General features: G+C 68.7%; 22 protein-coding genes. 17 read left to right on the forward strand and 5 right to left on the reverse strand.

Annotated features, from left to right (window positions below; translation table 11 throughout):
• Positions 1 to 4: 4 nt before the first annotated feature.
• Complete coding sequence (locus tag H4W31_RS34085; RefSeq protein ID WP_192770365.1) at positions 5 to 880, reverse strand: alpha/beta fold hydrolase; 876 nt, start codon at positions 878 to 880, stop codon at positions 5 to 7.
• A gap of 703 nt (positions 881 to 1,583) precedes the next feature.
• Here H4W31_RS34085 and H4W31_RS34090 point away from each other — a divergent pair.
• The 3 genes from H4W31_RS34090 to H4W31_RS34100 all read left to right on the forward strand — a co-directional run bounded on the left by H4W31_RS34090 (position 1,584) and on the right by H4W31_RS34100 (position 4,868).
• Positions 1,584 to 2,876 (forward strand): ABC transporter substrate-binding protein, encoded by a 1,293-nt coding sequence (locus tag H4W31_RS34090; protein ID WP_225945823.1) that lies wholly within the window; start codon positions 1,584 to 1,586, stop codon positions 2,874 to 2,876.
• A 133-nt stretch (positions 2,877 to 3,009) separates the two neighbouring features.
• The gene (locus H4W31_RS34095; protein ID WP_192770366.1) at positions 3,010 to 3,975 is read left to right on the forward strand and encodes a carbohydrate ABC transporter permease; all 966 of its coding nucleotides are present in this window, start codon (positions 3,010 to 3,012) and stop codon (positions 3,973 to 3,975) included.
• On the forward strand, positions 3,972 to 4,868 hold the full coding sequence (locus tag H4W31_RS34100) for a carbohydrate ABC transporter permease (RefSeq protein ID WP_318783560.1): 897 nt from the start codon (positions 3,972 to 3,974) through the stop codon (positions 4,866 to 4,868). The genes H4W31_RS34095 and H4W31_RS34100 overlap by 4 nt, the downstream gene beginning before the upstream one ends.
• A 90-nt stretch (positions 4,869 to 4,958) precedes the next feature.
• Here H4W31_RS34100 and H4W31_RS34105 read toward each other — a convergent pair whose 3' ends face one another.
• Positions 4,959 to 5,594 carry a TetR/AcrR family transcriptional regulator gene (locus H4W31_RS34105; protein ID WP_192770367.1) on the reverse strand — a complete coding sequence of 212 codons (636 nt, stop codon included), beginning with the start codon at positions 5,592 to 5,594 and terminating at the stop codon, positions 4,959 to 4,961.
• 69 nt (positions 5,595 to 5,663) lie between these two features.
• On the opposite strand from H4W31_RS34105, the gene H4W31_RS34110 reads away from it, so the two are divergent.
• A complete protein-coding gene (locus H4W31_RS34110) occupies positions 5,664 to 6,428 on the forward strand; it encodes an SDR family oxidoreductase (RefSeq protein ID WP_192770368.1) in 765 nt (254 codons plus the stop codon).
• A 189-nt stretch (positions 6,429 to 6,617) separates the two neighbouring features.
• The gene (locus H4W31_RS34115) at positions 6,618 to 7,442 is read left to right on the forward strand and encodes an RNA methyltransferase (RefSeq protein WP_225947473.1); all 825 of its coding nucleotides are present in this window, start codon (positions 6,618 to 6,620) and stop codon (positions 7,440 to 7,442) included.
• A 59-nt stretch (positions 7,443 to 7,501) separates the two neighbouring features.
• Here the strand turns inward: H4W31_RS34115 and H4W31_RS34120 are convergent, their stop codons facing one another.
• On the reverse strand, positions 7,502 to 9,616 hold the full coding sequence (locus tag H4W31_RS34120) for an MMPL family transporter (RefSeq protein WP_192770370.1): 2,115 nt from the start codon (positions 9,614 to 9,616) through the stop codon (positions 7,502 to 7,504).
• Positions 9,617 to 9,800: 184 nt separating this feature from the next.
• Here H4W31_RS34120 and H4W31_RS34125 point away from each other — a divergent pair, with 184 nt between their 5' ends.
• The 4 genes from H4W31_RS34125 to H4W31_RS34140 all read left to right on the forward strand — a co-directional run bounded on the left by H4W31_RS34125 (position 9,801) and on the right by H4W31_RS34140 (position 13,336).
• Positions 9,801 to 11,111, forward strand: coding sequence for a sensor histidine kinase (locus H4W31_RS34125; protein WP_192770371.1), 1,311 nt, complete (start codon positions 9,801 to 9,803; stop codon positions 11,109 to 11,111).
• Entirely contained in the window at positions 11,063 to 11,707 is a 645-nt protein-coding gene (locus H4W31_RS34130) for a LuxR C-terminal-related transcriptional regulator (protein WP_192770372.1), read from the forward strand. Before H4W31_RS34125 ends, H4W31_RS34130 begins: the two co-directional genes overlap by 49 nt.
• A 199-nt stretch (positions 11,708 to 11,906) precedes the next feature.
• On the forward strand, positions 11,907 to 13,112 hold the full coding sequence (locus H4W31_RS34135; RefSeq protein WP_192770373.1) for a cytochrome P450: 1,206 nt from the start codon (positions 11,907 to 11,909) through the stop codon (positions 13,110 to 13,112).
• Positions 13,109 to 13,336 (forward strand): ferredoxin, encoded by a 228-nt coding sequence (locus H4W31_RS34140; RefSeq protein WP_192770374.1) that lies wholly within the window; start codon positions 13,109 to 13,111, stop codon positions 13,334 to 13,336. Before H4W31_RS34135 ends, H4W31_RS34140 begins: the two co-directional genes overlap by 4 nt.
• 123 nt (positions 13,337 to 13,459) lie before the next feature.
• Here H4W31_RS34140 and H4W31_RS34145 read toward each other — a convergent pair whose 3' ends face one another.
• Complete coding sequence (locus H4W31_RS34145; RefSeq protein WP_192770375.1) at positions 13,460 to 14,311, reverse strand: alpha/beta fold hydrolase; 852 nt, start codon at positions 14,309 to 14,311, stop codon at positions 13,460 to 13,462.
• 230 nt (positions 14,312 to 14,541) lie between these two features.
• Between H4W31_RS34145 and H4W31_RS34150 the strand changes: the two genes are divergently transcribed.
• Complete coding sequence (locus tag H4W31_RS34150) at positions 14,542 to 15,306, forward strand: alpha/beta fold hydrolase (protein ID WP_192770376.1); 765 nt, start codon at positions 14,542 to 14,544, stop codon at positions 15,304 to 15,306.
• Between the two features lie 18 nt (positions 15,307 to 15,324).
• On the opposite strand, the gene H4W31_RS34155 is transcribed toward H4W31_RS34150, so the two are convergent.
• The gene (locus H4W31_RS34155) at positions 15,325 to 16,362 is read right to left on the reverse strand and encodes a LacI family DNA-binding transcriptional regulator (RefSeq protein WP_192770377.1); all 1,038 of its coding nucleotides are present in this window, start codon (positions 16,360 to 16,362) and stop codon (positions 15,325 to 15,327) included.
• Positions 16,363 to 16,654: 292 nt separating this feature from the next.
• Here H4W31_RS34155 and H4W31_RS34160 point away from each other — a divergent pair, with 292 nt between their 5' ends.
• From H4W31_RS34160 to H4W31_RS34190, 7 genes are all read left to right on the forward strand, one after another.
• The gene (locus H4W31_RS34160; RefSeq protein WP_192770378.1) at positions 16,655 to 16,888 is read left to right on the forward strand and encodes a hypothetical protein; all 234 of its coding nucleotides are present in this window, start codon (positions 16,655 to 16,657) and stop codon (positions 16,886 to 16,888) included.
• A 128-nt stretch (positions 16,889 to 17,016) separates the two neighbouring features.
• A complete protein-coding gene (locus tag H4W31_RS34165; RefSeq protein ID WP_192770379.1) occupies positions 17,017 to 18,015 on the forward strand; it encodes an ABC transporter permease in 999 nt (332 codons plus the stop codon).
• Positions 18,012 to 18,959 (forward strand): carbohydrate ABC transporter permease, encoded by a 948-nt coding sequence (locus H4W31_RS34170; RefSeq protein ID WP_318783561.1) that lies wholly within the window; start codon positions 18,012 to 18,014, stop codon positions 18,957 to 18,959. Before H4W31_RS34165 ends, H4W31_RS34170 begins: the two co-directional genes overlap by 4 nt.
• Positions 18,960 to 19,021: 62 nt before the next feature.
• Complete coding sequence (locus H4W31_RS34175; RefSeq protein WP_192770380.1) at positions 19,022 to 20,668, forward strand: ABC transporter substrate-binding protein; 1,647 nt, start codon at positions 19,022 to 19,024, stop codon at positions 20,666 to 20,668.
• 77 nt (positions 20,669 to 20,745) lie between these two features.
• Positions 20,746 to 22,290, forward strand: coding sequence for a GH39 family glycosyl hydrolase (locus H4W31_RS34180; RefSeq protein ID WP_192770381.1), 1,545 nt, complete (start codon positions 20,746 to 20,748; stop codon positions 22,288 to 22,290).
• Positions 22,290 to 22,973, forward strand: a complete 684-nt coding sequence (locus H4W31_RS34185) for a DUF624 domain-containing protein (protein WP_192770382.1) — start codon at positions 22,290 to 22,292, stop codon at positions 22,971 to 22,973. Before H4W31_RS34180 ends, H4W31_RS34185 begins: the two co-directional genes overlap by 1 nt.
• Complete coding sequence (locus H4W31_RS34190; RefSeq protein WP_192770383.1) at positions 22,970 to 25,054, forward strand: beta-galactosidase; 2,085 nt, start codon at positions 22,970 to 22,972, stop codon at positions 25,052 to 25,054. Before H4W31_RS34185 ends, H4W31_RS34190 begins: the two co-directional genes overlap by 4 nt.
• Positions 25,055 to 25,155 lie beyond the last annotated feature (101 nt).

The following is a 25,155-nucleotide window of genomic DNA, read 5'->3' on the forward strand; positions in this document are numbered from 1 at the left end:
ACCGTCACCGCATCCTCTCGATGGCGATTCGGTCGCCTCCGGTGTGCTGGATCAGAGCCGGTACGAACACGTCCCACAGCGGCTTCGGCAGGTCGTGCCCCGCGCCCTGGAGGATCAGCAGCTTCGCGCCGGGAATCGCGTCGCGCAGCGCCTGCCCGTGCGGGAGCGGGAAGACCGGGTCGCGGTCCCCGTGCACCACCAGGGTCGACGCCTTGATGCCGCCGAAGCCGCGGGACGGCCCGTCGAAGATCATCGCGAAGTGGTTGGCGAGGGTGGACGCGATGTTGCGGGTGCGGGCCACGTCCCGCTCGACCAGCACACGCGTGGCGGCTTCGTCGAAGTGGGGCGAGCCACCCGAGTACGCCCTCGCCGATGCGACGACGAAGTCCACCACCGCGGCGCGATCGGCGGGGTCCGGGGCGGCGGAGTTGTTGCCGGTGAGCTCGTCCGACGGCGGTGGGAGGCCGTCCTCGCCCGTGGAGGTGGAGACGAACGTCAGCGATGCGACCCGGTCGGGGTGGTCCACCCCGACGATGAGCCCGATTCCGCCAGCCATGGACCGGCACACGATGTGTGCGCGGTCGACGTTCAGGGCGTCCAGGATGCCGAGCGCGTCCCCGGCCAGGTCCGTGAACGTGTAGCCCGGCCGCCCGGGCGGGTAGCTGGTGGATCTGCCGGTGTCCCGGGTGTCGTAGCGGATCACGAACCGGTCGCCGCGCGCGATCTGCTCGCACAGCTCGGCTTCCCACCACAGCATCGAGGCGGCCGCACCATCGACGAGCAGGATCGCGGGGTCCCGGGGGCTTCCGAAGGTCTCGACGCACAGCTCGACATCGGCGACCTGTACGAGCCTCTCGCCGTGGGCAGGGTGATCGGTCATGATCTCCACGCTAGGCCAACCAGCACATCGACAAAAGCGATAGTTTCCGATCACGTCGATCGTTCCAGGCGATTGCTATTGGCTACGATGCGGTCCGGTGCGCCTGGCCCAACTCGACGGCGCACCGATGGGCACCTTCCGACCGGTATGCCACCAGCCCCGGGTGGAGCGGGCGCTCCGCCGAACCTGCACGGACGTCGATGGTCGGGCCGGACATGCGCCTGACGGCACCGCCGACATGGTCGCATCCGAATCCAGCATAGACATCGCCGCCGCTTAACGATTCGACGACTGTCCGGCGTTCGCTTCCGGATTTTACTGACTTCTCGATAGGACCGCACCACCCCACTGATACTGTCTGTTGTCGTTGACTTCCGGTATCCGTATGCGCTCTCTCCCATCCTTCGGGCGAAGCCTCGGGGCCACTGCTGCCTGAACCGGTTCACGGATCGTGACCACTGGGCGCCGCTGCCAGCCTTTCGCCTCAGGCAAGCCCTCTAGCAGGCCAAACAGGTGGTTCTGCCTGAACCGGTTCATGCACTTAACAGTTCAGCTCCCGCATGGCGTTGTCACGTCGTTGACACGGCTGTAACCCGCGTGTACGTTCCCCTGCAAGTCGCGACGCCTATCCCACCCTCCCCGAAGGCGCGCCTCTACACATCGTGCAATGTCCAATGTGGACACCGAAAGGTGGGACGCGCATATGAAAAAGTACGGAATCGCAGGCACCGCACTCGCACTTCTGCTGGCCCTGGCCGGCTGTGGCGGGGACGACGAGGGCGGCACCGACGGCGCCATCTCCGGCGAGATCACGGTGCTCACCCAACGCACCGACATCGTCAACACGGTCTTCCAGGATTACAAGAAGAAATTCGAGGCCAAGTATCCGGGCACCTCGGTCAAGTTCGAGGCGATCACCGACTACGAGGGCGAAGTCCGGATCCGGATGAACACCAAGGAGTACGGCGACGTCCTCCTCATCCCCAACTCCGTCACCGACGACCTGCTGTCGACCTTCTTCGAACCGCTGGGCACGGTCGACGAACTCAAGGACAAGTACCGGTTCGTCCGCAACGAGAAGATCCTCGACGGCAAGGTCTACGGCCTCGCCCTGACCGGCAACGCTCAGGGCTTCGTCTACAACAAGAAGGTGTGGCAGCAGGCGGGCATCACCGCGCCACCGAAGACGCCGGCCGAGTTCCTGGCGGCGCTGACCGCGATCAAGGACAAGACCGACGCGATTCCGCTGTACACCAACTACAAGGACGGCTGGCCGCTCTCCCAGTGGGAGAGTTTCCGGGGTGTGGTGAGCGGCGATCCCGACGCGGCGATCAAGCTGGCGAAGGACGACGCGCCGTGGGCTCCCGGCAAGGAGCACCACGTCATCGACTCGCTGCTGTTCGACATCGTGCAGCAGGGCCTGACCGAGCCGGATCCGACGACCACCAACTGGGAGCAGTCCAAGGGCATGATCGGCACCGGCAAGGTCGCCACGATGATGCTCGGCTCCTGGTCCATCGTGCAGATGCAGGACGCGGCCACCAACAAGGCCGACATCGGGTACCTGCCCTTCCCCATGCAGCCCAACGGCAAGTTCCACACCGTGATGGCGGGCGACTACAAGAACGCCATCAACATCAACTCCAAGAACAAGGCGACGGCCCGGGCCTGGATCGACTGGTTCACGGACGAGTCGAACTACGCCGTGGACCAGGGCGGCATCTCGGCACTGGTCAGCCAGCCGATGCCCAGCACCCTGGCCGACCTGACCGCCGCGAACACCGAGTTCATCGAGCTCAGTCCCCCGCCCAAGGGCGAGGAAGGGCTGGCCGACAAGATCGGCAACGCCGCCGAGATCGCCCTGAACGACGGCAAGTACCGGCAGCGGATCGTGGATGCCGCGCGGGGGGGCGAAGAAAGAGACCAAGGACGAGATCTTCGCCGACCTCAACAAGAAGTGGTCGGACGCCAAATCCAAGATCAAGTGAGCGGCTGAACCCGGGCAGCCGTTGCCGGTACGGCTCGGGCGCCACACACCTCGGACGTGCGGGCGGCGCGCACCGCCCGCACGTCCCGGCCGACACGACGACGTGCGGCCTGGCCCATGGGCGGAAGGTTTGCGTTTCCAGATGGCAACTCCGACGAACACCGCGAGTCGGGTCTCCGGGCTGTCCGGGGCGACCCCTGCGCGGCGCCTCGGACCCGGTGGCCGACGTCGGCAGGGGCTACGCAGGCGAAAGACCATCACCCCGTACCTCTTCCTGATCGCGCCCGTGGCACTGCTGGTGGTGTTCACCTACGTCCCGGTCGTTAACATGTTCGGCTACAGCGTCACCTCCTGGAACGGGCTGAGCCCGTCCAAGGAGTTCATCGGCGCCGACAACTACATCGAGATCGCGACCCGCCCCGAGCTCTTCGGCGTACTGCGGGTCAGCCTCTACTACATCGGTGCGTCGGTCATCCAGATCGTGCTGGCGCTCTACTTCGCCACGGTGCTGAGTTTCAACGTCAGGTTCAGGAACTTCTTCAAGGGGATCATCTTCTTCCCGTACCTGATCAACGGCGTCGCGATCGCGATGGTCTTCCTGTACTTCTTCGAGCCCGGTGGCACCCTCGACTCGACCCTGAACGCGATCGGCCTCGGCGACCTGTCCCGGCAGTGGCTCGGCGATCCCGGCACCATCAACTACTCCCTCGCCGGTACGTCCCTCTGGCGCTACCTCGGACTCAACTTCGTACTCTTCCTCGGCGCGATCCAGTCGATTCCGGCGCAGCTCTACGAGGCGGCCGAGATCGACGGCGCGAACCGGTGGCACCAGTTCCGCTTCCTGATCCTGCCCGGCATCAGGCCGATCGTCGGACTGTCGTGCATCCTCGCGATCTCCGGCTCGCTGTCGGTGTTCGAGATTCCGTACATCATGACCGGCGGCGCCAACGGCAGCGAGACCTTCGTGACCCAGACCGTCTTCATGGCGTTCAAGGCCTACAAGGTGGGGCTGGCCTCCGCGATGGCCGTCGTCCTGCTGCTGATCATCCTGCTGATCACCTGGGTACAGCGCCGGGTCGTGCCCGACGAGAAGGTGAACCTGTCGTGAGCCTGACCGACTTCCGCAGCACCGAGGCACCCGCCGCGCGACGCGCCCGGACCAACCGGACGGAGATCGTCGGCGGCCGGATCGCCGTCACCCTCAAGTACCTCTCGCTGGTCCTCGCCTCGGTGGTCGTCCTACTGCCGCTGCTGGTCCTGCTGATGGCGTCGCTGAAGACCAACGACGAGTACGTCAACGGCGAGCCGTTCGACGCGCCCGGCAACTGGTTCAACCTCGACAACTACGTCACCGCCTTCACCGAGGGCGGCATGCTGCGGGCCTTCGTCAACACCTCGATCATCCTCGTCGTCTCCCTCGTCGGCACCGTCCTGATCGGCTCGATGGCTGCGTACGCCCTCGACCGGTTCGAGTTCCGGCTCAGGAAGACGATCATCCTGCTGTTCCTCCTGGCCACCCTGGTCCCGGGGGTGACGACCCAGGTGGCCACCTTCCAGGTGGTGAACAATCTGGGCCTGTTCAACACCCGCTGGTCGGCGATCGCCCTGTTCCTCGGCACGGACATCATCTCGATCTACATCTTCCAGCAGTTCCTCCGGAGCATCCCCCGGGAGTTGGACGAGTCCGCCGCGATCGAGGGCGCGAGTTCCCTCACCATCTACTTCAGGATCATCCTGCCCCTGCTGAAGCCGGCGATCGCGACCGTCGTGATCATCAAGGGGATCACCATCTACAACGAGTTCTTCATCCCGTTCCTCTACATGCCCGACCGGGACCTCGGCGTCATCTCGACCTCGCTGTTCCGGTTCAAGGGGCCGTTCGGAGCGCAGTGGGAGGTCATCTCGGCCGGGGTGATCCTGGTCATCGTCCCCACGCTGGTCGTCTTCCTGCTGCTCCAGCGGTTCATCTACAACGGCTTCACCAGCGGGGCGACGAAGTAGGAACGGGCCGCCGGTCGTAGGCCGATCAGCGGGCGACGGGCCTGCCGGATCGAGGCGCGCGAACCGAGCGGTGTCGAGGCGGCCGCTGACTCACGCGTCGGGGCCGGTGTCGCCGATGTCATCGCCGAAGACGGCGGCGAGCGCCTTCGCGATCACGTCGGGCAGATCGGTCCGTCCGTCGTCCTCGGCCCAACGCACCAACGCCGTGTGCATGGCGGCCAGACAGGCACTGGCCGCCGCCTGGGCCCGGAAGGCCGTGTCGGGATCGGTGGTGTCGCCGCCGAGAGCGCCGACGATTGCCTGCTGAAGGGCGTAGTGGTTGTCCAGGTGCTTGGCCCGCAGGGCCGGCGTCGAGATCATGAGCCGGAGGCGGGCGAGCAGAAACTGCCCGCTCGCCGTCAGGTCGTTCCCGGAGCTGCCACCGGTCAAGGTCCCGGCCGATGCGATGAGCGCGCTGCCGATCCGTCGGACCAGGGGCTGCGCGGCCGACGACGCGGCGATCCGCTCGGCGACGAGCCGGCCGTGCTGGTCGACGAGCACGAGGTCTTCCTTGGTGGGGAAGTGCCGGTACACGGTCATGGCGGAGACACCTGCGGCTTCGGCGACGTCGGTGACGGTCGTGGCGTCGTACCCGCGCTCGGTGAACAGCCGTACCGCCTGCGCCTGGATCGTCCGCTGCGTCTCGACTCGCCGTTGCGCTCGCAGTGTTGGGTGCTGGTCGGGCATCTGGTAGACACTACCGCACTGGTAGTTACTAACAGATCGGTAGCAACTAACATGACAGAAGTGGTTGGCATGAGTGGTCTGACCGGCAGGACGGCCCTCGTGACCGGAGCGTCGCGCGGCATCGGGCAGGCAATCGCGACCCGGCTGGCGGCGCAGGGAGCAATGGTCGTCGTGCACTTCGGCACGGACAAGGAGGGTGCGGCGGCGACGGTCGACGAGATCGAAGGTGCCGGCGGAACCGCGTTCGCCGTCGGGGCGGAACTGGGCATGCCGGACGACGTCGAGACGCTCTTCGCGGGAGTCGAAGCCGGCCTGGCCGGGCGGCCACTCGACATCCTCGTCAACAACGCGGCGGCCGCGCCCGCCGGCCCACTCGGCGCCACGACGCGGGCGGAGTTCGATCATCTGTTCGCGGTGAACGTGCGCGCGCCGTACTTCATCATCCAGCGAGCATTGCCGCTGCTGCCCGACGGTGGCCGCATCATCACGATCTCGTCCGTGGCGACCCGGATGGCCAACCCCACCCAGACGTCCTTCGCCATGACCAAGGGCGCGGTCGAGACGATGAGCATGACCCTGGCCAACCAGCTCGGGATCCGAGGAATCACGGTGAACGCGGTCGCTCCCGGCGCCACCCGGACGGCCACCAACGGATCATCCTTCGAAGCGCCAGGGCTGGCCGAATTCGTCGCCGGCACGACGGCGCTCAACCGGCTGGGCGGACCCGACGACGTCGCCGACGTCGTCGCGTTCCTCGCCTCGGACGCGGCACGGTGGATCACCGGCCAGGTCATCGACGCAAGTGGTGGCCTGTTCCTCGGACCGCGCGCCTGAGCACAGCCGTCGACGCCGCTCGCGTGCTGGCCGCTCGGACACCGCCGAGTCCGTCGGCCCCGACCTCGGGTATATCGTCGTCCGGTGACTGCGGACAGCCCCAGCCGCGGCCCGGAACGCCGGTACGCCGCATCCTCCGGACGGACCGGTACGGCCGACCGGGGCGGCCCGGTACGAGCGGCGAAGACCCTGCGGGTCAGCTCCCGGAACGCGAACTTCCAGCAGTGGCTGGCGCTGTTGACCAACCGCACCAAGCGGCAGCGGGCCGGCGAGTTCCTGGTCCAGGGCGTCCGGCCGATCACCCTGGCCGTGCAGCAGGGCTGGCCGATCCACGCCCTGCTGTACCCGGACGGCGCGCCGCTGTCCCGGTGGGCGGAGGATCTGCTCGACCAGGTTCCGGCGGTCCGGGTCCAGATGGCGCCCGAAGTCCTCGCCGAACTCGGTGGCAAGGACGACGGGCTGCCGGAACTGGTCGCCGTCGTCGGGCTGCCGCCGGACCGGCTGGACCGGATCCCGACCGGTCCGGAGACACTGGTGGTGGTCTTCGACCGCCCCACCGCACCGGGCAACATCGGCACGCTGATCCGCTCGGCCGACGCCTTCGGCGCCGCCGGGGTGATCGTCGTCGGACACGCCGCCGACCCGTACGACCCGAGGGCGGTCCGGGCCAGCACCGGCTCGCTCTTCGCGGTACCCGTGGTCCGGACCGGTTCCCACCGGGAGGTCGTCGAGTGGGTCGAGACGCTGCGCGAGCAGGGTACGCCCGTCCAGATCGTCGGCACCGACGAGAGCGGTGAGGTGGAGATCGCCGAACACGATCTCACCGGGCCGACGCTGCTGCTGATCGGCAACGAGACCCACGGGCTGAGCGGCGCGTGGCGGCAGGCCTGCGACCGGATGCTCCGGATCCCGATCGTCGGATCGGCGAGTTCGCTCAACGCCGCGACCGCCGGCACCGTCGCACTGTACGAGGCGGCCCGGCAGCGACGTACCCGACCGTCGCCGCCCGGCTGACCGCCCCGGGTACGGGTAACGGTCGGCCGGGCGGCGACGGCGCGGTCGAGGGCCTGCGGTCAGCGGGCCGCCCCGACCGGGGCCAGGGATGGCGGCACCGGCTCGGTCGTCGTCCGGGCCGGCCGCCCGGGCCACCAGGTACGGGGGCCGATGTGCAGGGCCAGGGCCGGAATCAGCAGGCTGCGCACCAGGAACGTGTCGATGATGACACCGACGGCGATGATGACGCCGGTCTGCACCGAGGGCACCAGCGGAAGTACGCCGAGCGCGGCGAAGGTGGTCGCGAGCACCACGCCGGCGCTGGTGATCACTCCGCCGGTGACCGTGAGGGCGTGCAGGACACCCCGCCGGTGTCCCAGCACGGCGACCTCCTCCCGGGCCCGGGTCATCAGGAAGATGGTGTAGTCCACCCCGAGGGCGACCAGGAACAGGAACGCCTGCAACGGAATGCCGACCCACAGCCTCGGATGACCCAGCGCGTCGAGAACCAGGCCGGCGGCGCCCAGTGCGGCGACGTACGACACCACGACGCTGATCATCAGCAGCAGGGGGGCGACCAGCGCACGGAGCAACAGCACCAGGATGACGAAGACGACCGCCAGGATCAGCGGCATCACCACCCGGTTGTCCCGGTTGGTCACCTCCTCGGTGTCGAGTTGGAACGCGGTCTCCCCGGCGACCAGGGCGTCGGCGCCGGACACCGTCGCGAGCGCGTCCCGCAGCCGGTCCACGCTCTCCATCGCCGCGCGGGAACCCGGGTCGTCCGCGAGTACCGCCGGAACCCGTACCCACCGGCCGTCGGCCGAGCGTTGCGGCTCGCCGACCTCCGCGATCCCGTCGACCGCGCCGGCCACCCGTACCACGTCGTCGGCGCTGCCCGCGCTGGCCAGGATCTCGGCCGGGGCGAGCGTGCCGGCGGCCCAGTGCGTCTCGATCATGCGCTGCCCGGTGACCGAGCCGACCTCCTTGGTGAAGAACTCGTCGCCGGGCAGTCCGACGCTCAGGTTGCCGATGCCGAGGGTGAGCACACCGAGCGCGACGACCGTACCGATCCAGGTGGTCCGGGGTCGCCGGCCGACGAAGCCGGCCACCTTCGCCCAGCCGCGGTGGTCCTCGGCCACGTCATGGGTGACCTGGTCCGCCGAGTAACGCGGCACGAACGGCCAGAACAGCCACCTGCCGAAGAGTACGAGCACCGCCGGCAGCAGCGTGGTCATCGCGATGAGGGTGGCGGCGACCCCGACCGCGCCGACCGGACCGAGGCCCCGGGTCGAGGGAAGCTGCGCGGCGAGCAGGCACAGCAGCCCGGCCACCACGGTGGCGGCGGAGGCGCAGATCGCGGGGAACGACCGGCGCAGTGCCATTTCCATCGCCTCGTGGCGATCCCGGTGCCGCCGCAGCTCCTCGCGGTACCGCGCGATGATCAACAGTGCGTAGTCCACCCCGACCCCGAAGACCAGCACGGTCAGGATGTTCTGGCTCTGCAGGTCGATGACGAGTCCACCGTGCTTGGCGAGCAGGTAGACCACGGCACTGGCCACCTGACTGGCCACCCCGGCGGTGATCAACGGGATGAGCCAGAGCACCGGGCTGCGGTAGGTGATCAGCAGTAGCAGCGCCACCGCGCTGATGGTGGCCAGCAGCAGGGTGTGGTCCATCCCCCCGAACGCGTCGAACATGTCGTCGTCGGCTCCGGCGGATCCGGTCAGCGCGGTCCGCAGGCCGTCCGGCACACCGTCCGCCAACCGCTCCTTCACCTCACCGACTGCCGCCGACTGTGCGTCGCCGTCACCGGCGAGGGGAAAGGAGAGCAGCAGCGCCCGGCCGTCCTCGCTGGGCACCTCGGGTGGCACCACGCCACCGTCGGCGTACCGGACAAAGGCCGCCCGGTCGGTCGCGACCTTCGCCCGGTCCGCCTCGCTGAGACCGGCCTCCCGGGCGTAGACGACCACCGCCACCAGGCCGTCCGGCTCGGGGAACGCCGCCTCGGCCCGCTCGATCGCCCGGCTCGTCTCGGCCCCGCCGGGCAGCGCGCCCAGGTTGTCGTTGTTCTGCACCTCGCCGAGCTTGAGTGCGAGCGGGCCGACCAGTGCCGCGAGCACGACCCACAGGGCCAGCATCGCGAACTTGGCGCGCCGGCCGGATGGTATTCCGACCATTCGGTGCCTGGACATGAAGCGTTCCTCCCGGAACCTCGTAGGACTGCCTGCTGACCGGCGGAAGCGCCCAGGCCCTCGTGGCCACGGTCATGGCATCGATCCAACGGGCTCGTGGCGTCGGCGGCAGGGGTGTCACGTTCCCAACGGGGGTGGTCCTAGCACCACAGATCCGGGCCGACTGATCCACCAGAATGGGCCCATGCACAGCTCCCTCGCCGAACGGCTGGAACGGCTACAACCGTGGCTCCGCCGCCGCCTCATCCAGGGTGGCCAGGCGCTGCTGCTCGCCGTACTGTCGGTCAGCGCCAACATCGCGCTGCTGGTCCTGTCGGTGCTGGCACTCGCCTTCACCGTGCTCGGCGCCGGGCTGTTCGCCTTTCCGGCGGTGACCCTCGCGGTACGCGACCTCGCCAACCTGAACCGGCGGATCGCCGCGCAGTGGACCGGCACCGAGATCCCGGCGCCGTACCGACCGGAGCCGGCCGGGGCGGGCCTCTGGGGCCGGTACCGGTGGGTGGTCACCGACCCGGCGACCTGGCGGGACCTGCGCTGGCTGGTGGTGTCGATCCCGGTCGGCCTGGTGCTGGGCCTGCTTCCGCTCTGCCTGGTGGGCTACGGCCTGGAGGGCCTCATCGGCGTACCGGTGCTGCTCTGGTCCCTCGACGTCTGGTACGGGTACGCCACGACCTGGCCGATCGACAGCGTGTTCGAGGCGGTGCTCTCGGTGCCGCAGGGCGCCCTGCTGGTGTTCCTCGGCGGGTTCCTGGCCCAGCGGATCCACCAGTTGCACGCCGGGTTCATCCGCGCGCTGCTGGCCCCCACCCCGACGGCGCTGCTGACCCAACGGGTACAGCGGCTCACCGAGACCCGGTCCGACGCGATGGACGCGCAGGCCGCCGAGCTACGCCGGATCGAGCGGGACCTGCACGACGGCGCCCAGGCCCGGCTGGTGGCCCTGAGCATGAACATCGGGCTGGCCGAGGCGTTGATGGCCCGGGATCCCGAGGCGGCCCAGCAGCTGATGGCGGAGGCCCGGGAGGCCAGCGGCGAGGCGCTGGGCGAGCTGCGGGACCTCGTCCGGGGCATCCATCCTCCGGTGCTCGCCGAACGCGGGCTGGACGGCGCGGTGCGGGCCCTCGCCATGAAGCTGCCGCTCTTCATCGACGTCGACGTCGACCTGCCGGGCCGACCACAGGCCCCGGTCGAGTCGGCGGTCTACTTCGCGGTGGCCGAACTGCTGGCCAACGTCGCCAAGCACAGCCACGCCGAGGAGGCCTGGGTACGGCTCAGGCACGGCGACGGACGGCTCGTCGCGGTGGTCGCGGACGGTGGCCTCGGCGGTGCCGATCCGGCAGCCGGAAGTGGCCTGCGGGGGATCGAACGACGGCTCGCCGCCTTTGATGGCACGATGTCCGTGGCCAGCCCGCCCGGCGGGCCCACGACCGTGACCATGGAGCTGCCGTGCGAGTTGTCATCGCCGAAGACCTCGCCCTACTCAGAGACGGGATAACCCGACTGCTCCAGGCGTTCGACTTCGAGGTCGTCGCGGCCGTCGACAACGGGCCGGCGCTGCTGCCGGCGCTGATCGAGCATCGGCCCGACGTGGCGGTGGTCGACGTACGGCTGCCGCCCACCTTCACCGACGAGGGGCTCCAGGCGGCGATCCAGGCCCGGGCGCGGATTCCCGGGCTGCCGATCCTGGTCCTGTCCCAACACGTCGAACAGCTCTACGCCCGTGAGCTGCTGGCCGACCGCAGCGGCGCGATCGGCTACCTGCTCAAGGACCGGGTCTCCAACGTCGGCCAGTTCGTCGACGCGGTGCGCCAGGTCGCCAACGGCGGCACCGTGATGGATCCGGAGGTGATCGGCCAACTGCTGGCCAAGCATGCCGGCACCGAGCCACTGCACCCCCTCACCGCGCGGGAACGCGAGGTCCTCGGCCTGATGGCGGAGGGCCGCTCGAATGCGGCGATCGCCGGTCGGCTCTTCGTCACCGAGAAGGCGGTCAGCAAGCACATCAACAGCATCTTCAGCAAGCTGGGCATGCCACCGTCCGACGACGACAACCGACGGGTGCTGGCGGTCCTGACCTACCTGAACGCCTGAACGGTCCCGCCGGCCGCCCGCCCCGACGGTGCCGATCATCCACTGTGCCCAATGGTATTGATCAGCATAATTCGCTACCATCCGCCATCAGTGCCTTACTCGGCGCAGATGGTGTGATCATGCTGATCGTCGGTCACGGCGGTCACCGCCGCCCGTCCGCGCCGCAGACCACGCCCGCGTTCCGACGGAGGGATTCGTGATGACGGACAGCCGGCAGGTAACCGCCCGACCGTACCCGTTCGCCGCTCCCGACCGACTCAACCTCGATCCGCGCTACGCGCAACTGCGCCGGGACGAACCACTGTCCCGGGTACAGCTGCCGTTCGGCGAGGAGGCCTGGCTCGCCACCCGGTACGAAGACGTCCGGGTTGTGATGGGTGACGCCCGGTTCAGCCGCGCTCTCAGCGTCGGCCGCGACGAGCCCCGGACCATCCCACGGCAGCAGGACCTCGGCATGCTCAGGATGGATCCACCGGACCACACCCGGCTGCGCCGACTGGTGGCGAAGGCGTTCACCGCCCGCCGGGTCGAGCTGCTCCGCACCCGTGCCCAGCAGATCACCGACGAGCTGGTGGACGAGATGGTGAAGGCCGGTCCGCCGGCCGACCTGGTCGAGCAGTTCGCCACGCCGCTGCCGATCCAGGTCATCTGCGAACTGCTCGGGGTGCCGTTCGCCGACCGGGACAAGTTCCACACCTGGTCCGAGGCGATCGTCTCGACCACGTCGCTGGGAGTGGACCAGATCCAGGAGTATCTGAACAACCTCTGGGGCTACATCGGCGAGCTGGTCGCGGTGCGCCGCCGCGAGCCGGTCGACGACCTGCTCGGCGCGATGGTGCGGGCCCGGGACGAGAACGAGGACCGGCTCACCGAGGAGGAGTTGGTGCAACTCGCCGCCGGGCTGCTGGCGGCGGGACACGAGACGACGGTGACCCAGATCCCGAACTTCGTCTACGTGCTGCTGGAGCATCCGGCGGAACTGGCCCGGCTCCGGGCCGACCCCACCCTGGTGCCGTCCGCCGTGGAGGAGCTGATCCGGTTCGTACCGCTCGGCGTCGCCTCGGCCTTCCCCCGCTACGCGACGGAGGACATCGAGCTCGGCGGCGTGCTCGTCCGGGCCGGCGAGCCGGTGCTGCCCGCCGTCGGGTCGGCGAACCGGGACGGCGAGGTGTTCGCCGATCCGGACCGGCTGGACCTGGGTCGCGTTCCCAACCCCCACGTCGGCTTCGGCCACGGGGTGCACCACTGCATCGGCGCGCAGCTGGCCCGGATGGAGTTGCAGGTGGCGATCCACACCCTGGTCACCCGGCTGCCCGGACTGCGACTGGCGGTGCCGGAACCGGAGTTGACCTGGAAGAGCGGCCTGCTCGTACGCGGCCTGGCCGCGCTGCCGGTGACCTGGTGAGCACCGCCTGGCGGGTCAGCGTCGACCCGCACCGCTGCATCGGCGCGGGCATCTGCGCCGGCACCGCACCGCAGCACTTCCACCTGGTGGACGGGCTCTCGGCACCGCTGGCCGAGACGGTCCTCCCGGCCGATCCGGTGATCGACGCCGCGGAGTCCTGCCCGGTCGAGGCGATCACGGTGCAGGACGCCGGCGACCACCGGCTCATCGCACCCGAGCCGTGACCCGGGCCGGCGAACTGGTCCGACCGCGCCGGCCCGGAGCACTCCGGAGGATCGGCGCGGCCGGGCCGGTCGTCCGGCTCGGCACGACCGGGCCGGTCGCCCGTCGGAACCGCCGGCCGGTGGTCAGGTCAGCGCGTCGACCGGGGTCTTGATGAACTCGAGCAGCGCCTGGTTGACCTCGTCGGCGTGCGTCCACGGGATGCCGTGCGGCGCGCCCTTGATCGTCCGCAGTTGGCTGCTGGGCATCGCCGCGTGCATCCGCTGTCCGGTCACAGGGTACGGCAGGACCCGGTCCGCGTCGCCCTGGATGATCAGCGCCGGTACGTCGATCCGGGGCAGGTCCTGCCGGAAGTCGCTGAGCCAGGCGGGGATGGAGGCCACGGTACCGGTCGGCGAGGCGCTGACCGCGACGTTCCAGTTGGCCCGGATGACCTCGTCGCTGACCCGCTTACCCAGGTTCTCGTCGACGTTGTAGAAGTCGTTCATGAACGACGTCAGGTACGCGGGCCGGTCCGCCATCGCGCTCGTCATGAAGCCCTCGAAGAGGCTCTGGTCCACGCCCTCCGGGTTGTCCTCGGTCTTGAGCAGGTACGGCGGGATCGGCGAGACGAAGATTGCCCGGCTCACCCGGGCGGACCCGTAGTTGGCGATGTACCGGGTCACCTCCCCGGTGCCCATCGAGTGTCCGACCAGCACGATGTCGGTGAGGTCCAGCTCGTTGATCAGGATGCTGAGGTCGGCGGCGAAGGTGTCGTAGTCGTAACCCACCGCCGGCTGGCTGGACGTGCCGAACCCCCGCCGGTCGTAGGTGATCGTCCGGTAGCCCTCGTTGAGCAGGGCGGCGACCTGCTTCTCCCAGGCGGCGCCGCTGAGCGGGAAGCCGTGGATGAGCACCACCGGCTGCCCGGCGCCGTGATCCTCGTAGTGCAGATCAATGGGCGCGGAGTTCTCCACGCCGACAGTCAGATAGGGCACCCGACGCTCCTCTTCCCCCGTGTGTCCGCCCGGCGGGACGTCGTCGCGTCGACCGGCGGCGTGATGTGACGGGAGCCTCTCCCGCCATGGCGGCATTTACGCAGACAGTGGCATTTGCCGGCTTATCGCAGCGTATCGAGTCCACCCGGACGACAGCGGTGGGATACGGATATTCTCGGCGCCGATATTCGTTGGAGGGCGCGGCGTCGGTGCGCCTATGGTGGCGCCCGATGACACTTGCCCATGATGTCGAAGGCGACGGCCCCGCCGTCCTGCTGCTGCACTCCTCGGTCTGCGACCGGCGGATGTGGGATCCCCAGTGGTCCGCCCTGCGCGACGCCGGATACCGGGTGCTGCGCTGCGACCTCCGCGGTTACGGCCAGACCCCGATGGCCGACCGCCCGTACACCGACGCCGAGGACGTACGCGACCTGCTGGACGCGCTCCGGATCGACCGGGTGGTGCTGGTCGCCGCCTCGTACGGCGGCCTGGTCGGGCTCGAGGTGGCCGCCCGGTGGCCGGACCGGGTGAGCACGCTGGCGCTGCTCTGTCCCGGGATGCCCGGACACCAGCCCAGCGCCGAGCTGCGGGCCTTCGGCGCGCGCGAGGACGCACTGCTGGAGGCCGACGACCTCACCGGCGCCGTCGAACTCAACGTGCAGACCTGGCTGGGCCCGGAAGCCGACGACGCGACCCGTGACCGGGTACGACAGATGCAGCGGCACGCCTTCGAAGTCCAGCTCGCCGCCACCGAGGAGTTCCCGAAACCCGAGCGCGACGAGATCGACCTCGGAAAGATCTCCGCACCCTGCCTCGCCGTCTCCGGCCGGTACGACCTACCGGACTTCCGGCAGATCGCCGCCCGGCTGACCGAACTGCTGCCCGACGCGCGGCACCTCGAACTCCCCTGGGCCGGTCACCTGCCCAGCCTGGAACGGCCGGCCGAGGTGACCGCCCTGCTCACCGACCACCTCCGCGAGACCTCGCCGAGCTGACGTCCGAGGGACGGCTGGTCAGCCACGGGGCTCGAAGGGCGCGGTGCTCTCCCGCACGATCAGCTCGGTCACGAGGTCGATCCGGCTGGTCGACAGTTCGACCCCGCGGGCCAGGTCGAGAAGCATCTGGGTCGCGGTGCCGGCCATGTCGCGCAGCGGCTGGTTGACCGTGGTGAGGGCGGGTGCGATCCAGGCGGCCACCGGCAGGTTGTCGTAGCCGATCACCGACAGGTCCGCCGGAACGTCCAGACCGTGCTGCCGGGCGGCCCGCAGTACGCCCATGGCCTGCATGTCCGAGCCGGCGAAGATCGCTGTGGGCCGGTCCGGCCGGGGCAGGAGTTCCATCGCGTACTCATATCCGTCGTGCGCGGAGAAGTTGCCGTACACGACGAGGTCGGGGTCGACCGGCAGCCCGGCCTCGTCGTGCGCGAACCGGAAGCCGGCGGCCCGGGCCCGGCTGCACAGCATGTCCTGCGGACCCGAGATGCAGGCGATCCGCCGGTGGCCCAGTTCCAGCAGGTGGCGGGTGGCGAGCAGCCCCCCGCTCCAGTTGTTGGAGCCGACGGTCGGCACAAGGGCGGAGGTGGCGCTGTCGGTGTCGATGACCACGGAGGGAATCGACCGGCGTTGCAGCTGTTGGCGCTGGGGATCGGTCAGGTTGCAGAGCACGAGCAGCACGCCGAGGGGGCGGCGGAGCAGCACGCTCTCCAGCCACTGCTGCGACGGGCGGTGCTTGCCGTCCAGTTGGGACAGGACCACCCCGACCTCCGCGGCGGCGGTCACCCCTTCGACCCCGCCGATGATCTCCGTCGCCCAGACGGAATCGAGTTCGTGGAAGACTAGTTCGATCTGCTCCACCCCGACCGACTGTCGCTTGCCACGCCGGCGGTACCTGTGCCGCTCGAGGCTGGCCTCGACGCGCGCTCTCGTGCCGGGTGAGACGTCGGAGCGGCCGTTGAGGACCTTTGAGACGGTCGTCAGGGAAACGCCGACCTCTTCGGCGATGGTCGCGATCGTCGCTGGACCAGTTCCGACGATCGGACGAGACCTCACCATCGACCGCCTCCCGCAACTAGCCGAAACTTTCGGCACGAACTCTAGCACCGGGGTGGGTGATCAAGGTTCAATCGACGGGAAGACCCGACCGGCCGTCCAAAGTGTTCCTGAGAGCGCACTACGGGCAATCACCGATCTCAGCAGTGTAGAGACCCTTGACACACGCTGGTGACGGCGCTTAGGTTGCCCGGCACAGGTATCGCAGATATTACCGGAAGTTTTCGAAGACATACCGGCGTGAGCTACCCACTTGCCCGCGAGGGACGATGCCACGGCGGACTGAAGGGGTGGCATGAAGAGGAAGTTGCCCGTCGCCAGCAGCGCCACGTCGGGAAACGCCGCGCCGTGGCGCGATTCGCGCCGGTCTTCCGCCTGGCCGGCCGCCCCCGCCATCCCGCTGATGTCGCGCGCGGAGCGGGTCGCCCCGCCGCGCGACGGCGTCACCCGTCCCGGACCCGGCCGGTTGACCGGCCCGTTCGGCACCGCACCGGTCGTCCGCGCCCGGTCCCTCGCCGCCACCCGGTGAGGTGATGGCACCGTGCCGCTGAACCCTGCCAACGTCGGGCGCGAGGCTGACCGCCCGCGGCGACTGCAATCGCCGGAACTCCTCGAGCCCACCGCACCGCTGCTCCCCACCCCGCAGGAGGTCCGACAATGAGCGCGCCCAGCACGGCGGACCAGGCACCGCGCACCCGGAGCCCCGATCGGCCGGAGCCCGGATCCACGGGCCGATCCCGCTCCCGTACCGCTCGCCGTGGCTGGCGGCAGGCGTTCCGGCGGGACTGGCAGCTGTATTCGCTGGCGATCCTGCCGTTGCTGTTCTTCCTGATCTTCCGGTACCTGCCGATGATCGGGAACGTGATCGCGTTCCGCCGGTTCCAGCCGGGCGGCAACGTGCTCGGCGAGTACTGGGTCGGTCTGCGGTACGTCAAGATGTTCCTGAGCGATCCGACGTTCTGGAACGTCTTCACCAACACGGCCGTGTTGGGTGGGCTGACCCTGCTGGTGTGCTTCCCGCTGCCGATCGTGCTCGCGCTGCTGCTCAACGAGGTCCGGGCCCGGCGGCTCAAGCGGTTCGTCCAGTCGGTCTCCTACCTGCCGCACTTCCTGTCGATCGTGATCGTCGCCGCCATGGTGATGCAGTTGCTCTCGATCGACGGAACGGTGAACCAACTCGTACGGGCGGCCGGTGGTGACGCGGTTCCCTTCCTGCAACAGCCGGAGTGGTTCCGCACGGTCTACGTCTCGTCGGAGCTGTGGCAGACCCTGGGTTGGGGCACGATCCTGTACCTCGCCGCGCTCACCACGATCGACGAGAACCTGTACGAGGCCGCCCGGATCGACGGTGCCAACCGATGGCGACAGACCTGGCACGTGACTCTGCCCGGTATCCGGCCGACGATGGTGACACTGCTGATCCTGAACATCGGCACGTTCATGGCGGTCGGGTTCGAGAAGGTCCTGTTGCTCTACAACCCGTTGACGTACCCGACGGCGGACGTGATCTCCACGTACCTGTTCCGGATGGGCTTCCAGTCCAGCAACTTCAGCTACGCCGCCGCGATCGGGCTCTTCGAGGCCGTGATCGGACTGACCCTGGTCCTGTCGGCGAACGCAATCTCCCGCCGCACAGTGGGGACGAGCCTGTGGTGAGCACCGATGCCAGCACCGTCGACGCCGGCAAGGCGGTGGATGAGATCATCCGCCCCCGGGGACGACGGGGAATCCGGCCCACCCGGGGTTACCGGGTCTTCCAGGTGGTCAACGCGATCATCCTGACCGGCGTCGTGATCGTCACGCTCTACCCCTTCATCAACATCCTGGCCCGCTCGCTCAGCGACGAGGCGTACATCATCGCCGGCAAGGTCAGCCTCGTGCCACGGGGATTCAACGTGGACACGTACAAGCTGCTGATGTCCGACTCGCTGTTCTGGACGAACTACCGCAACACCGTGGTGTACACCGTCGTCGCCACGATCATCGCGATCGTCATGACCACCTGCTACGCGTACGTCCTGTCCAAGAGGCACCTCAAAGGCCGCGGTGCACTCGTCGGGATCGCCGTGTTCACGATGTTCTTCTCCGGCGGGCTGATCCCCAACTACGTACTGATCACCAGCCTGGGCATGAAGAACACCATCTGGGCGATCGTCCTGCCCAACGCTATCAGCGTCTTCAATCTCCTGGTCATGAAGGCGTTCTTCGAGAGCCTGCCGGTCGAACTGGAGGAGGCCGCCGCCGTCGATGGGCTGAACACGTACGGAATCCTGCTCCGGATCGTGATTCCGCTGTCCAAGGCGGTGATCGCCACGATGGTGTTGTTCTACGCCGTCTCCTTCTGGAACTCGTGGTTCAGCGCCTTCCTGTACATGGATAAGCAGGACCTGCTCCCGGTCACCGTCTACCTGCGCAACCTCATCGCCGGGGCCACCGGCGCGGAGAACGTCGGCGCCATCGCCGAGGCCGACGAGGTGCAGGCCGAGGCCACCCTCAAGGCCGTCACCATCGTGCTCACCACGCTGCCCATCCTGTTGGTCTATCCCTTCGTCCAGCGGTACTTCGTGTCCGGAGTCATGCTGGGCGCGGTCAAGGGATAGTCCTCGAAGACACAGTACGAGCTGTCCGACCCCACCGCCTTTCACCGCGAAAGGAAAATCCGATGTTCGCACGATCACGACGCCGAGTAGCGATAGCCGCTGCCGGTCTGCTCACCCTTTCCCTCGTCGCCTGTAGCGAGGGCGACGACTCGTCCGACTCCGACCTCTCGGCGAACCGCGTCGGCGCGATGGGCGACTACAAGGCCGGCGACCAGTTCAAGGCCACCGAGGCGGTGAAGTTCTCGGTGCTCTACAACAACCACCCGAACTACCCGCTCAAAGAGGACTGGCTGTTCTGGACCGAGCTGAACAAGCGGACCAACGTCACGTTCGAGCCGGTCGCCGTGCCGCTGAGCGACTACGAGCAGAAGCGCAGTCTGCTGATCGGTGCCGGTGACGCGCCGTTCATCATCCCGAAGACGTACCCGGGCCAGGAGGACGCCTACGTCTCCTCCGGCGCGATCCTCCCGGTCAGCGACTACCTCGACCTGATGCCCAACCTTCAGGACAAGATCTCGAAGTGGAGCCTCCAGCCCGAGATCAACACCCTGCGCCAAGCGGACGGCAAGTTCTATCTGCTGCCCGGCGTGCACGAGAAGCCCTGGCACGACTACTCGCTGGCGATGCGGACCGACATCCTCGAGCAGCTCAACCTCGAGGTCCCGAAGACCTGGGACGAGCTGTACACCGTGCTCAAGGCGATGAAGGCGTCGAACCCCGATCCCAGCTTCTACCCGTTCTCGGACCGGTTCAGCAAGCCCAACCCGGCCGGTAACCTGCTGAACGTCCTCGCGATGTCGTACGGGCTCGAGGGCGCCGGCTGGAACTTCCAGCACATCAGCTGGGACGCGAACGCCAAGAAGCTCTTCTACACCGGCGCCAGCGAGCAGTACAAGCAGATGCTGACGTACCTCAACAAGCTGGTGAAGGAGAAGCTGCTCGACCCGGAGAGCTTCACCCAGACCGACGACAACGCGCGTCAGAAGCTCACCAACGGCAAGTCGTACGTGATCAGCGCCAACGCCCAGACCCTGGTCAACGAGAACCGGCCGGACCTGGCGAAGACCAATCCGAAGGCGACGCTCACCAAGATCCCGCTGCCGATCGGACCGGCCGGTGAGATCAACCCCACCCTCCGGCTCGAGAACGGCATCATGATCTCGAAGTCCGCCCGGGACAGCAAGAACTTCGTCGCCATGATGCAGCTCGTCGACTGGCTCTGGTACTCCGACGCGGGGCAGGAGTTCGCCAGGTGGGGCGTTGAAGGGACCACCTTCACCAAGGACGGGTCCGGGAAGCATCAGCTGGCGCCCGACGTCAACGTCATCGGGCTGCGCCCCAACGCGCCCAAGCACCTGCAGAAGGACTTCGGCTTCTACAACGGCATTTTCGCCTATGCGGGCAAGCCCGAGCTGGTGCAGTCGTTCTTCTCCCCGGAGGAGCAGGAATTCCAGAAGGTGATGAACGCCCGGACGCCGCGGGTGGTGCCGCCGCCGTACCCGTTCACCGACGAGGAGCGTGAACAGGTGTCGCTGTGGGAGACGCCGCTGAAGGACTTCGTCTACCAGGCGGCGCTCCAGTTCATCCTCGGCCAGCGGGACCTCGCCCAGTGGGACGCCTACCTCGCCGAACTCAAGGCCAAGAACATGGACTCCTACATGGACCTCGTCACCAAGGCGTACGAGCGCTACCAGAAGGAACACGGCTGATCGACCGCCGGTCGGTCGCACCCGTTGTCGGGTGCGACCGACCGGCACACCGCACGGCACAGAGCAGAGGAACACAAGTGCAGATCCCCGTCCCAGAGCATTCCTCGGGCCGACTGAGCGACGCCTGGCGGGCCTGCGTCGGCACCGGTCGCTTCGAGCTGGCGCTGCGGCGCGACTACCAGGACTCGCTGGCGCTGATCCAGCGGGAGATCGGCTTCCGGCACATCCGCGGGCACGGGCTGCTCAGCGACGGCGTCGGCGTCCACCGGCCGTACGAACACCGGGGCGCACGGCACGTACGGCACGCCTTCACCTACGTCGACCAGGTGATCGACGCCTATCTCGAACTCGGCATCCGGCCCTTCGTGGAGCTGGGCTTCATGCCGTCCGAGCTAGCCTCCGGCGACCAGACGGTGTTCTGGTGGCAGGGCAACGTCACCCCGCCCCGGTCGTTCACCGAGTGGGCCGACCTGGTCCGGGCCACGGTGTCCCACCTGGTGGACCGGTACGGACTCGACGAGGTCCGCGGCTGGCCGATCGAGGTGTGGAACGAACCCAACCTGGAACAGTTCTGGCAGGACGCGGACCCCGACGCCTACCACCGGCTGTACGAGGTGACCGCGCACGCCGTCAAGGAGGTGGACGCCAGCCTCCAGGTCGGCGGACCCGCCATCTCCCCCGGCGCCGACGAGTGGCTGCCCCGGTTCGCCGAGTTCGTCTCCGCCCGCTCGGTACCGGTCGACTTCGTCAGCAAGCACGCGTACACCTCCGGTCCGGCCCAACACGTGCCGTTCGGGGTACACCAGACCCTGGCCCCGGCGACCGAACTGTTGGCGCAGTTCGCCAGCCCACGGCAGATCCTGCGGGACACCGCCCTGGCCGGCCTGCCGGTCCACATCACCGAGTTCAACTCGTCGTACCGGCCGGACAACCCGATCCACGACACCGCGTTCCACGCCGCGTACCTGGCCCCGGTGCTGGCCGCCGGGGGTGACCTGGTCGACTCCTTCTCCTACTGGACCTTCAGCGACATGTTCGAGGAGGTCGGCATACCCACCTCGCTGTTCCACGGCGGGTTCGGCCTGCTCACCCACCGGCAGATCAAGAAACCCACCTACCACCTGTACGCCTTCATGGCCCGCCTCGGCGACCAGATGCTCGCGCGGGGGGCGGACCACCTGGTCACCCGGGACGCCGCCGGCCGGGTCACCGTGCTGGCCTGGGCACCGGTGGACGTCACCGGCACGGTCCCGCCGGTCGATCGGCACGCCGTGTCGCTGTCGATCCCGCTCGGACCGTCGACGGCCGGGTCGGCGTTCGTACTGCGCTCGTCGGTGAACGAGGAGGTGGGCAACGCCTGGACGGCCTGGGGTGAGATGGGCCGTCCCCGATCGCCCCGGCCGCACCAGCTCGATACGCTGCGGGAAGCGGCCGAGCCGGCCCGGAGACATCAGAGTCTTCCGGTCGTCGACGGTCGCATCGACCTCGATCTCACCCTGGCCCGTCACGAGGTGACCCTGGTCGAGATCACGGCCGTCGTCGACGAGACGCCGCCGTGGTGGGACAACGACCGGATGCTCGGCCTGCCGCCCGGTCCGGGGCGTGACCGGAAGGACCAGTGATGAGCGACGCCATCGGCCGCCAGTTCGGGGACGGACCCCTCTCCCGGGGCGCGGCACTGGTCTACAGCCTGCTGGTCGTCGAGCTGCTGTTCCTGGTTACCACCGTGCCGGGCCTGGTCCCGCTCCTCCTGCTCGGCAACGACGTCAGCAACCTCCCGCTGGCCGCCGCCTGCGCGATCCCGATCGGCCCGGCCCTGTCCGCCGCGTTGTACGCGTTGCACCACCACCGCGGCGACCTGACCGACCTGACCCCCGCGACCGCGTTCTGGCGCGGCTACCGGACCAACCTCGCGGCGGTGCTCCGGATCTGGCTGCCGCTGCTCGGATGGCTGACGATCCTCGCGATCGGCCTCGTCCACTTCGACGCCACGGGACTGCCCGGTTGGTGGGCGGTGCTGCTGGTCGTCATCGCGGTGGCGGTGACCCTCTGCGGAACCAACGCGCTGGTGATCACCTCGCTCTTCCACTTCCGGACCCGGGACGTCCTCCGGCTGGCCCTGTACTTCCTCGTCCACACCCGTGGTGTCACGCTCGGCAATGCCGGCCTCCTGGTCGCGGCGGCGAGCGTCGTCTGGATGTCCTCCGAGGCGCTGCTCGCGCTGCTCGGTTCGGTGCTCGCCCTGGCCCTGCTGACCACCTGCCGCCCGATGACCAGCAAGATCCAGGAGGAGTTCACCGCATGAGCGAGCGAGGAGACGGCGTGAGCGAGCGCGGCCCGAAGTCGGCGACCCTGCCGGCCACCGCGAAGATCCCGTTCGGCGGGGACTACAACCCGGAGCAGTGGCCGGATGAGGTGTGGAAGCAGGACTACCGCCTGTTCGACGTCGCCCGGATCGACACCGTCACCCTCGGGGTCTTCGTCTGGGGTCTGACCCAGCCGGCGCCGGACGTCTACGACTTCTCGATGCTGGACCGGGTCGTCGAGCGGGCCAGCGCGGAGGGCCGGAACATCTGCCTGGCGACCGGTACCGGTGCCCACCCGGCCTGGCTGGCCCGGGCGTTTCCCGAGGTGACCCGGACGGACTTCGAGGGGCGCCGGCACCGGTTCGGCCAGCGACACAACTCCTGCCCCAGCTCACCGGTCTTCCGCCGGCTCTCGGCCGAACTGGCCCGACGCGTCGCGGCCCGCTACGCCGACAACCCCTCGATCGTCGCCTGGCACGTCGGCAACGAGTACGGCGGCGCCTGCTACTGCGACCGCTGCGCCGTCGGCTTCCGCAACTGGCTACGGAAGCAGTACGGCACCCTGGAGGCGCTGAACGCGGCCTGGTACACCACCTTCTGGTCGCACACCTTCTCCGACTGGGACGAGATCGAGCCGCCGTCGGCGCTGACCGAGCACTGGCGGGGGCCGAACCACACCGCGTTCCAGGGCATCACCCTGGACTACCTGAGGTTCATGTCCGACGCGATGCTCGCCAACTTCCGGGACGAGAAGGCCGCGATCCGCGAGTCCAGCGACCTCCCGGTCACCACGAACCTGATGGGCATGTACCGGCCGATCGACTACCACCGCTGGGCCGCGGACCTCGACTTCGCCTCCTGGGACAACTACCCGCCGGACGACAGGTCGCCCGCCCGGATGGCGCTGGCACACGACCTGATGCGCGGCCTGCGGGACGGCCAACCGTTCTGGCTGATGGAGCAGACGCCGAGCTACACCGCGTCGCGGGACGTGAACCCGCTCAAGCGGCCCGGGGTGATGGGGCTGTGGAGCTGGCAGGCGGTGGCGCACGGGGCCGACGCCGTGCTCTTCTTCCAGATGCGGGCCTCCCGGGGCGCCTGCGAGAAGTACCACGGCGCCGTCATCGGCCACGCCGGGCACGGCGACACCCGGGTCTTCCGCGAGGTGACGCAGCTGGGAACCGAGCTTGACCGGCTCGGCGACGCGACGCTCGGCGCCCGGACCCCGGCCCGGGTCGCGCTGCTGTTCGACTGGGACAGCTGGTGGGCCCTGGAGATCTCCGACGGCCCCTCCCGGCTGGTCCGCTACCAGCAGGTCGTACTCGACTACTACCAGGCGCTGTGGGACGCCGGTGTCGACGTCGACGTCGTCCCGGTGACCAAAGACCTCTCCCGGTACGACGTGGTCGTCGCACCGGCCCTGCACATGCTCAAGGGCGACCTGCCAGGGCGGCTGGAGGCGGTCGCCGAGCGCGGAGGCTCGGTCCTGACGACCTTCCTGTCCGGGCGGGTCGACGAGCACGACAACGCCTTCCTGATGGACGTACCGGGCCCGCTCGGGCCGCTGATGGGCATCCGGATCGACGAGTGGGACGCCCGCGAACCCGAGGTCGTCAACCCGGTACGGCTGCACACCGGGACCGGCGAGGTCGAGGTGGAGGTGGAGGCACGGCTGGTGTTCGAACTGGTGATCCCGCAGGGCGCCGAGGTGCTCGGCACCTACCAGGCCGATTTCTACGCCGGGACCCCGGCCGTCACCAGGAACACCTTCGGCGCCGGCCACGGCTGGTACGTCGCCGCCGGCCTCGACCAGGTCGGCGTCACCACGATCGTCCGACAGGTTCTTGCGCACCACGACCTGCTCGGGCCGTACCCGGACACACCCGACCTCGAGACGACCGTCCGGATCACTCCCGACGGCACCCGGCTGGTCTTCCTGCTCAACCACCGCGACCAGCCGGTCGAACTTCCCGCGCGCAGCGACGGTACCGACCTGCTCTCCGGTGAGCCGATCGCGTACGGCCAGCCCGTCATCCTCGACCCGCACGGCGTTCTGGTGCTGCGCGAGAGCGCGGGATGACCTGACCACCCGCCGTTCGAGCCGCCGCCGGCCGCCGCCTGGAACGGGTGCCGTTCGGACGACCGGGGTGTGCGGTACGTGACCGCACACCCCGGCGTCGC

Origin of the sequence: Plantactinospora soyae (assembly GCF_014874095.1) — a bacterium.
Lineage (GTDB): Bacteria > Actinomycetota > Actinomycetes > Mycobacteriales > Micromonosporaceae > Plantactinospora > Plantactinospora soyae.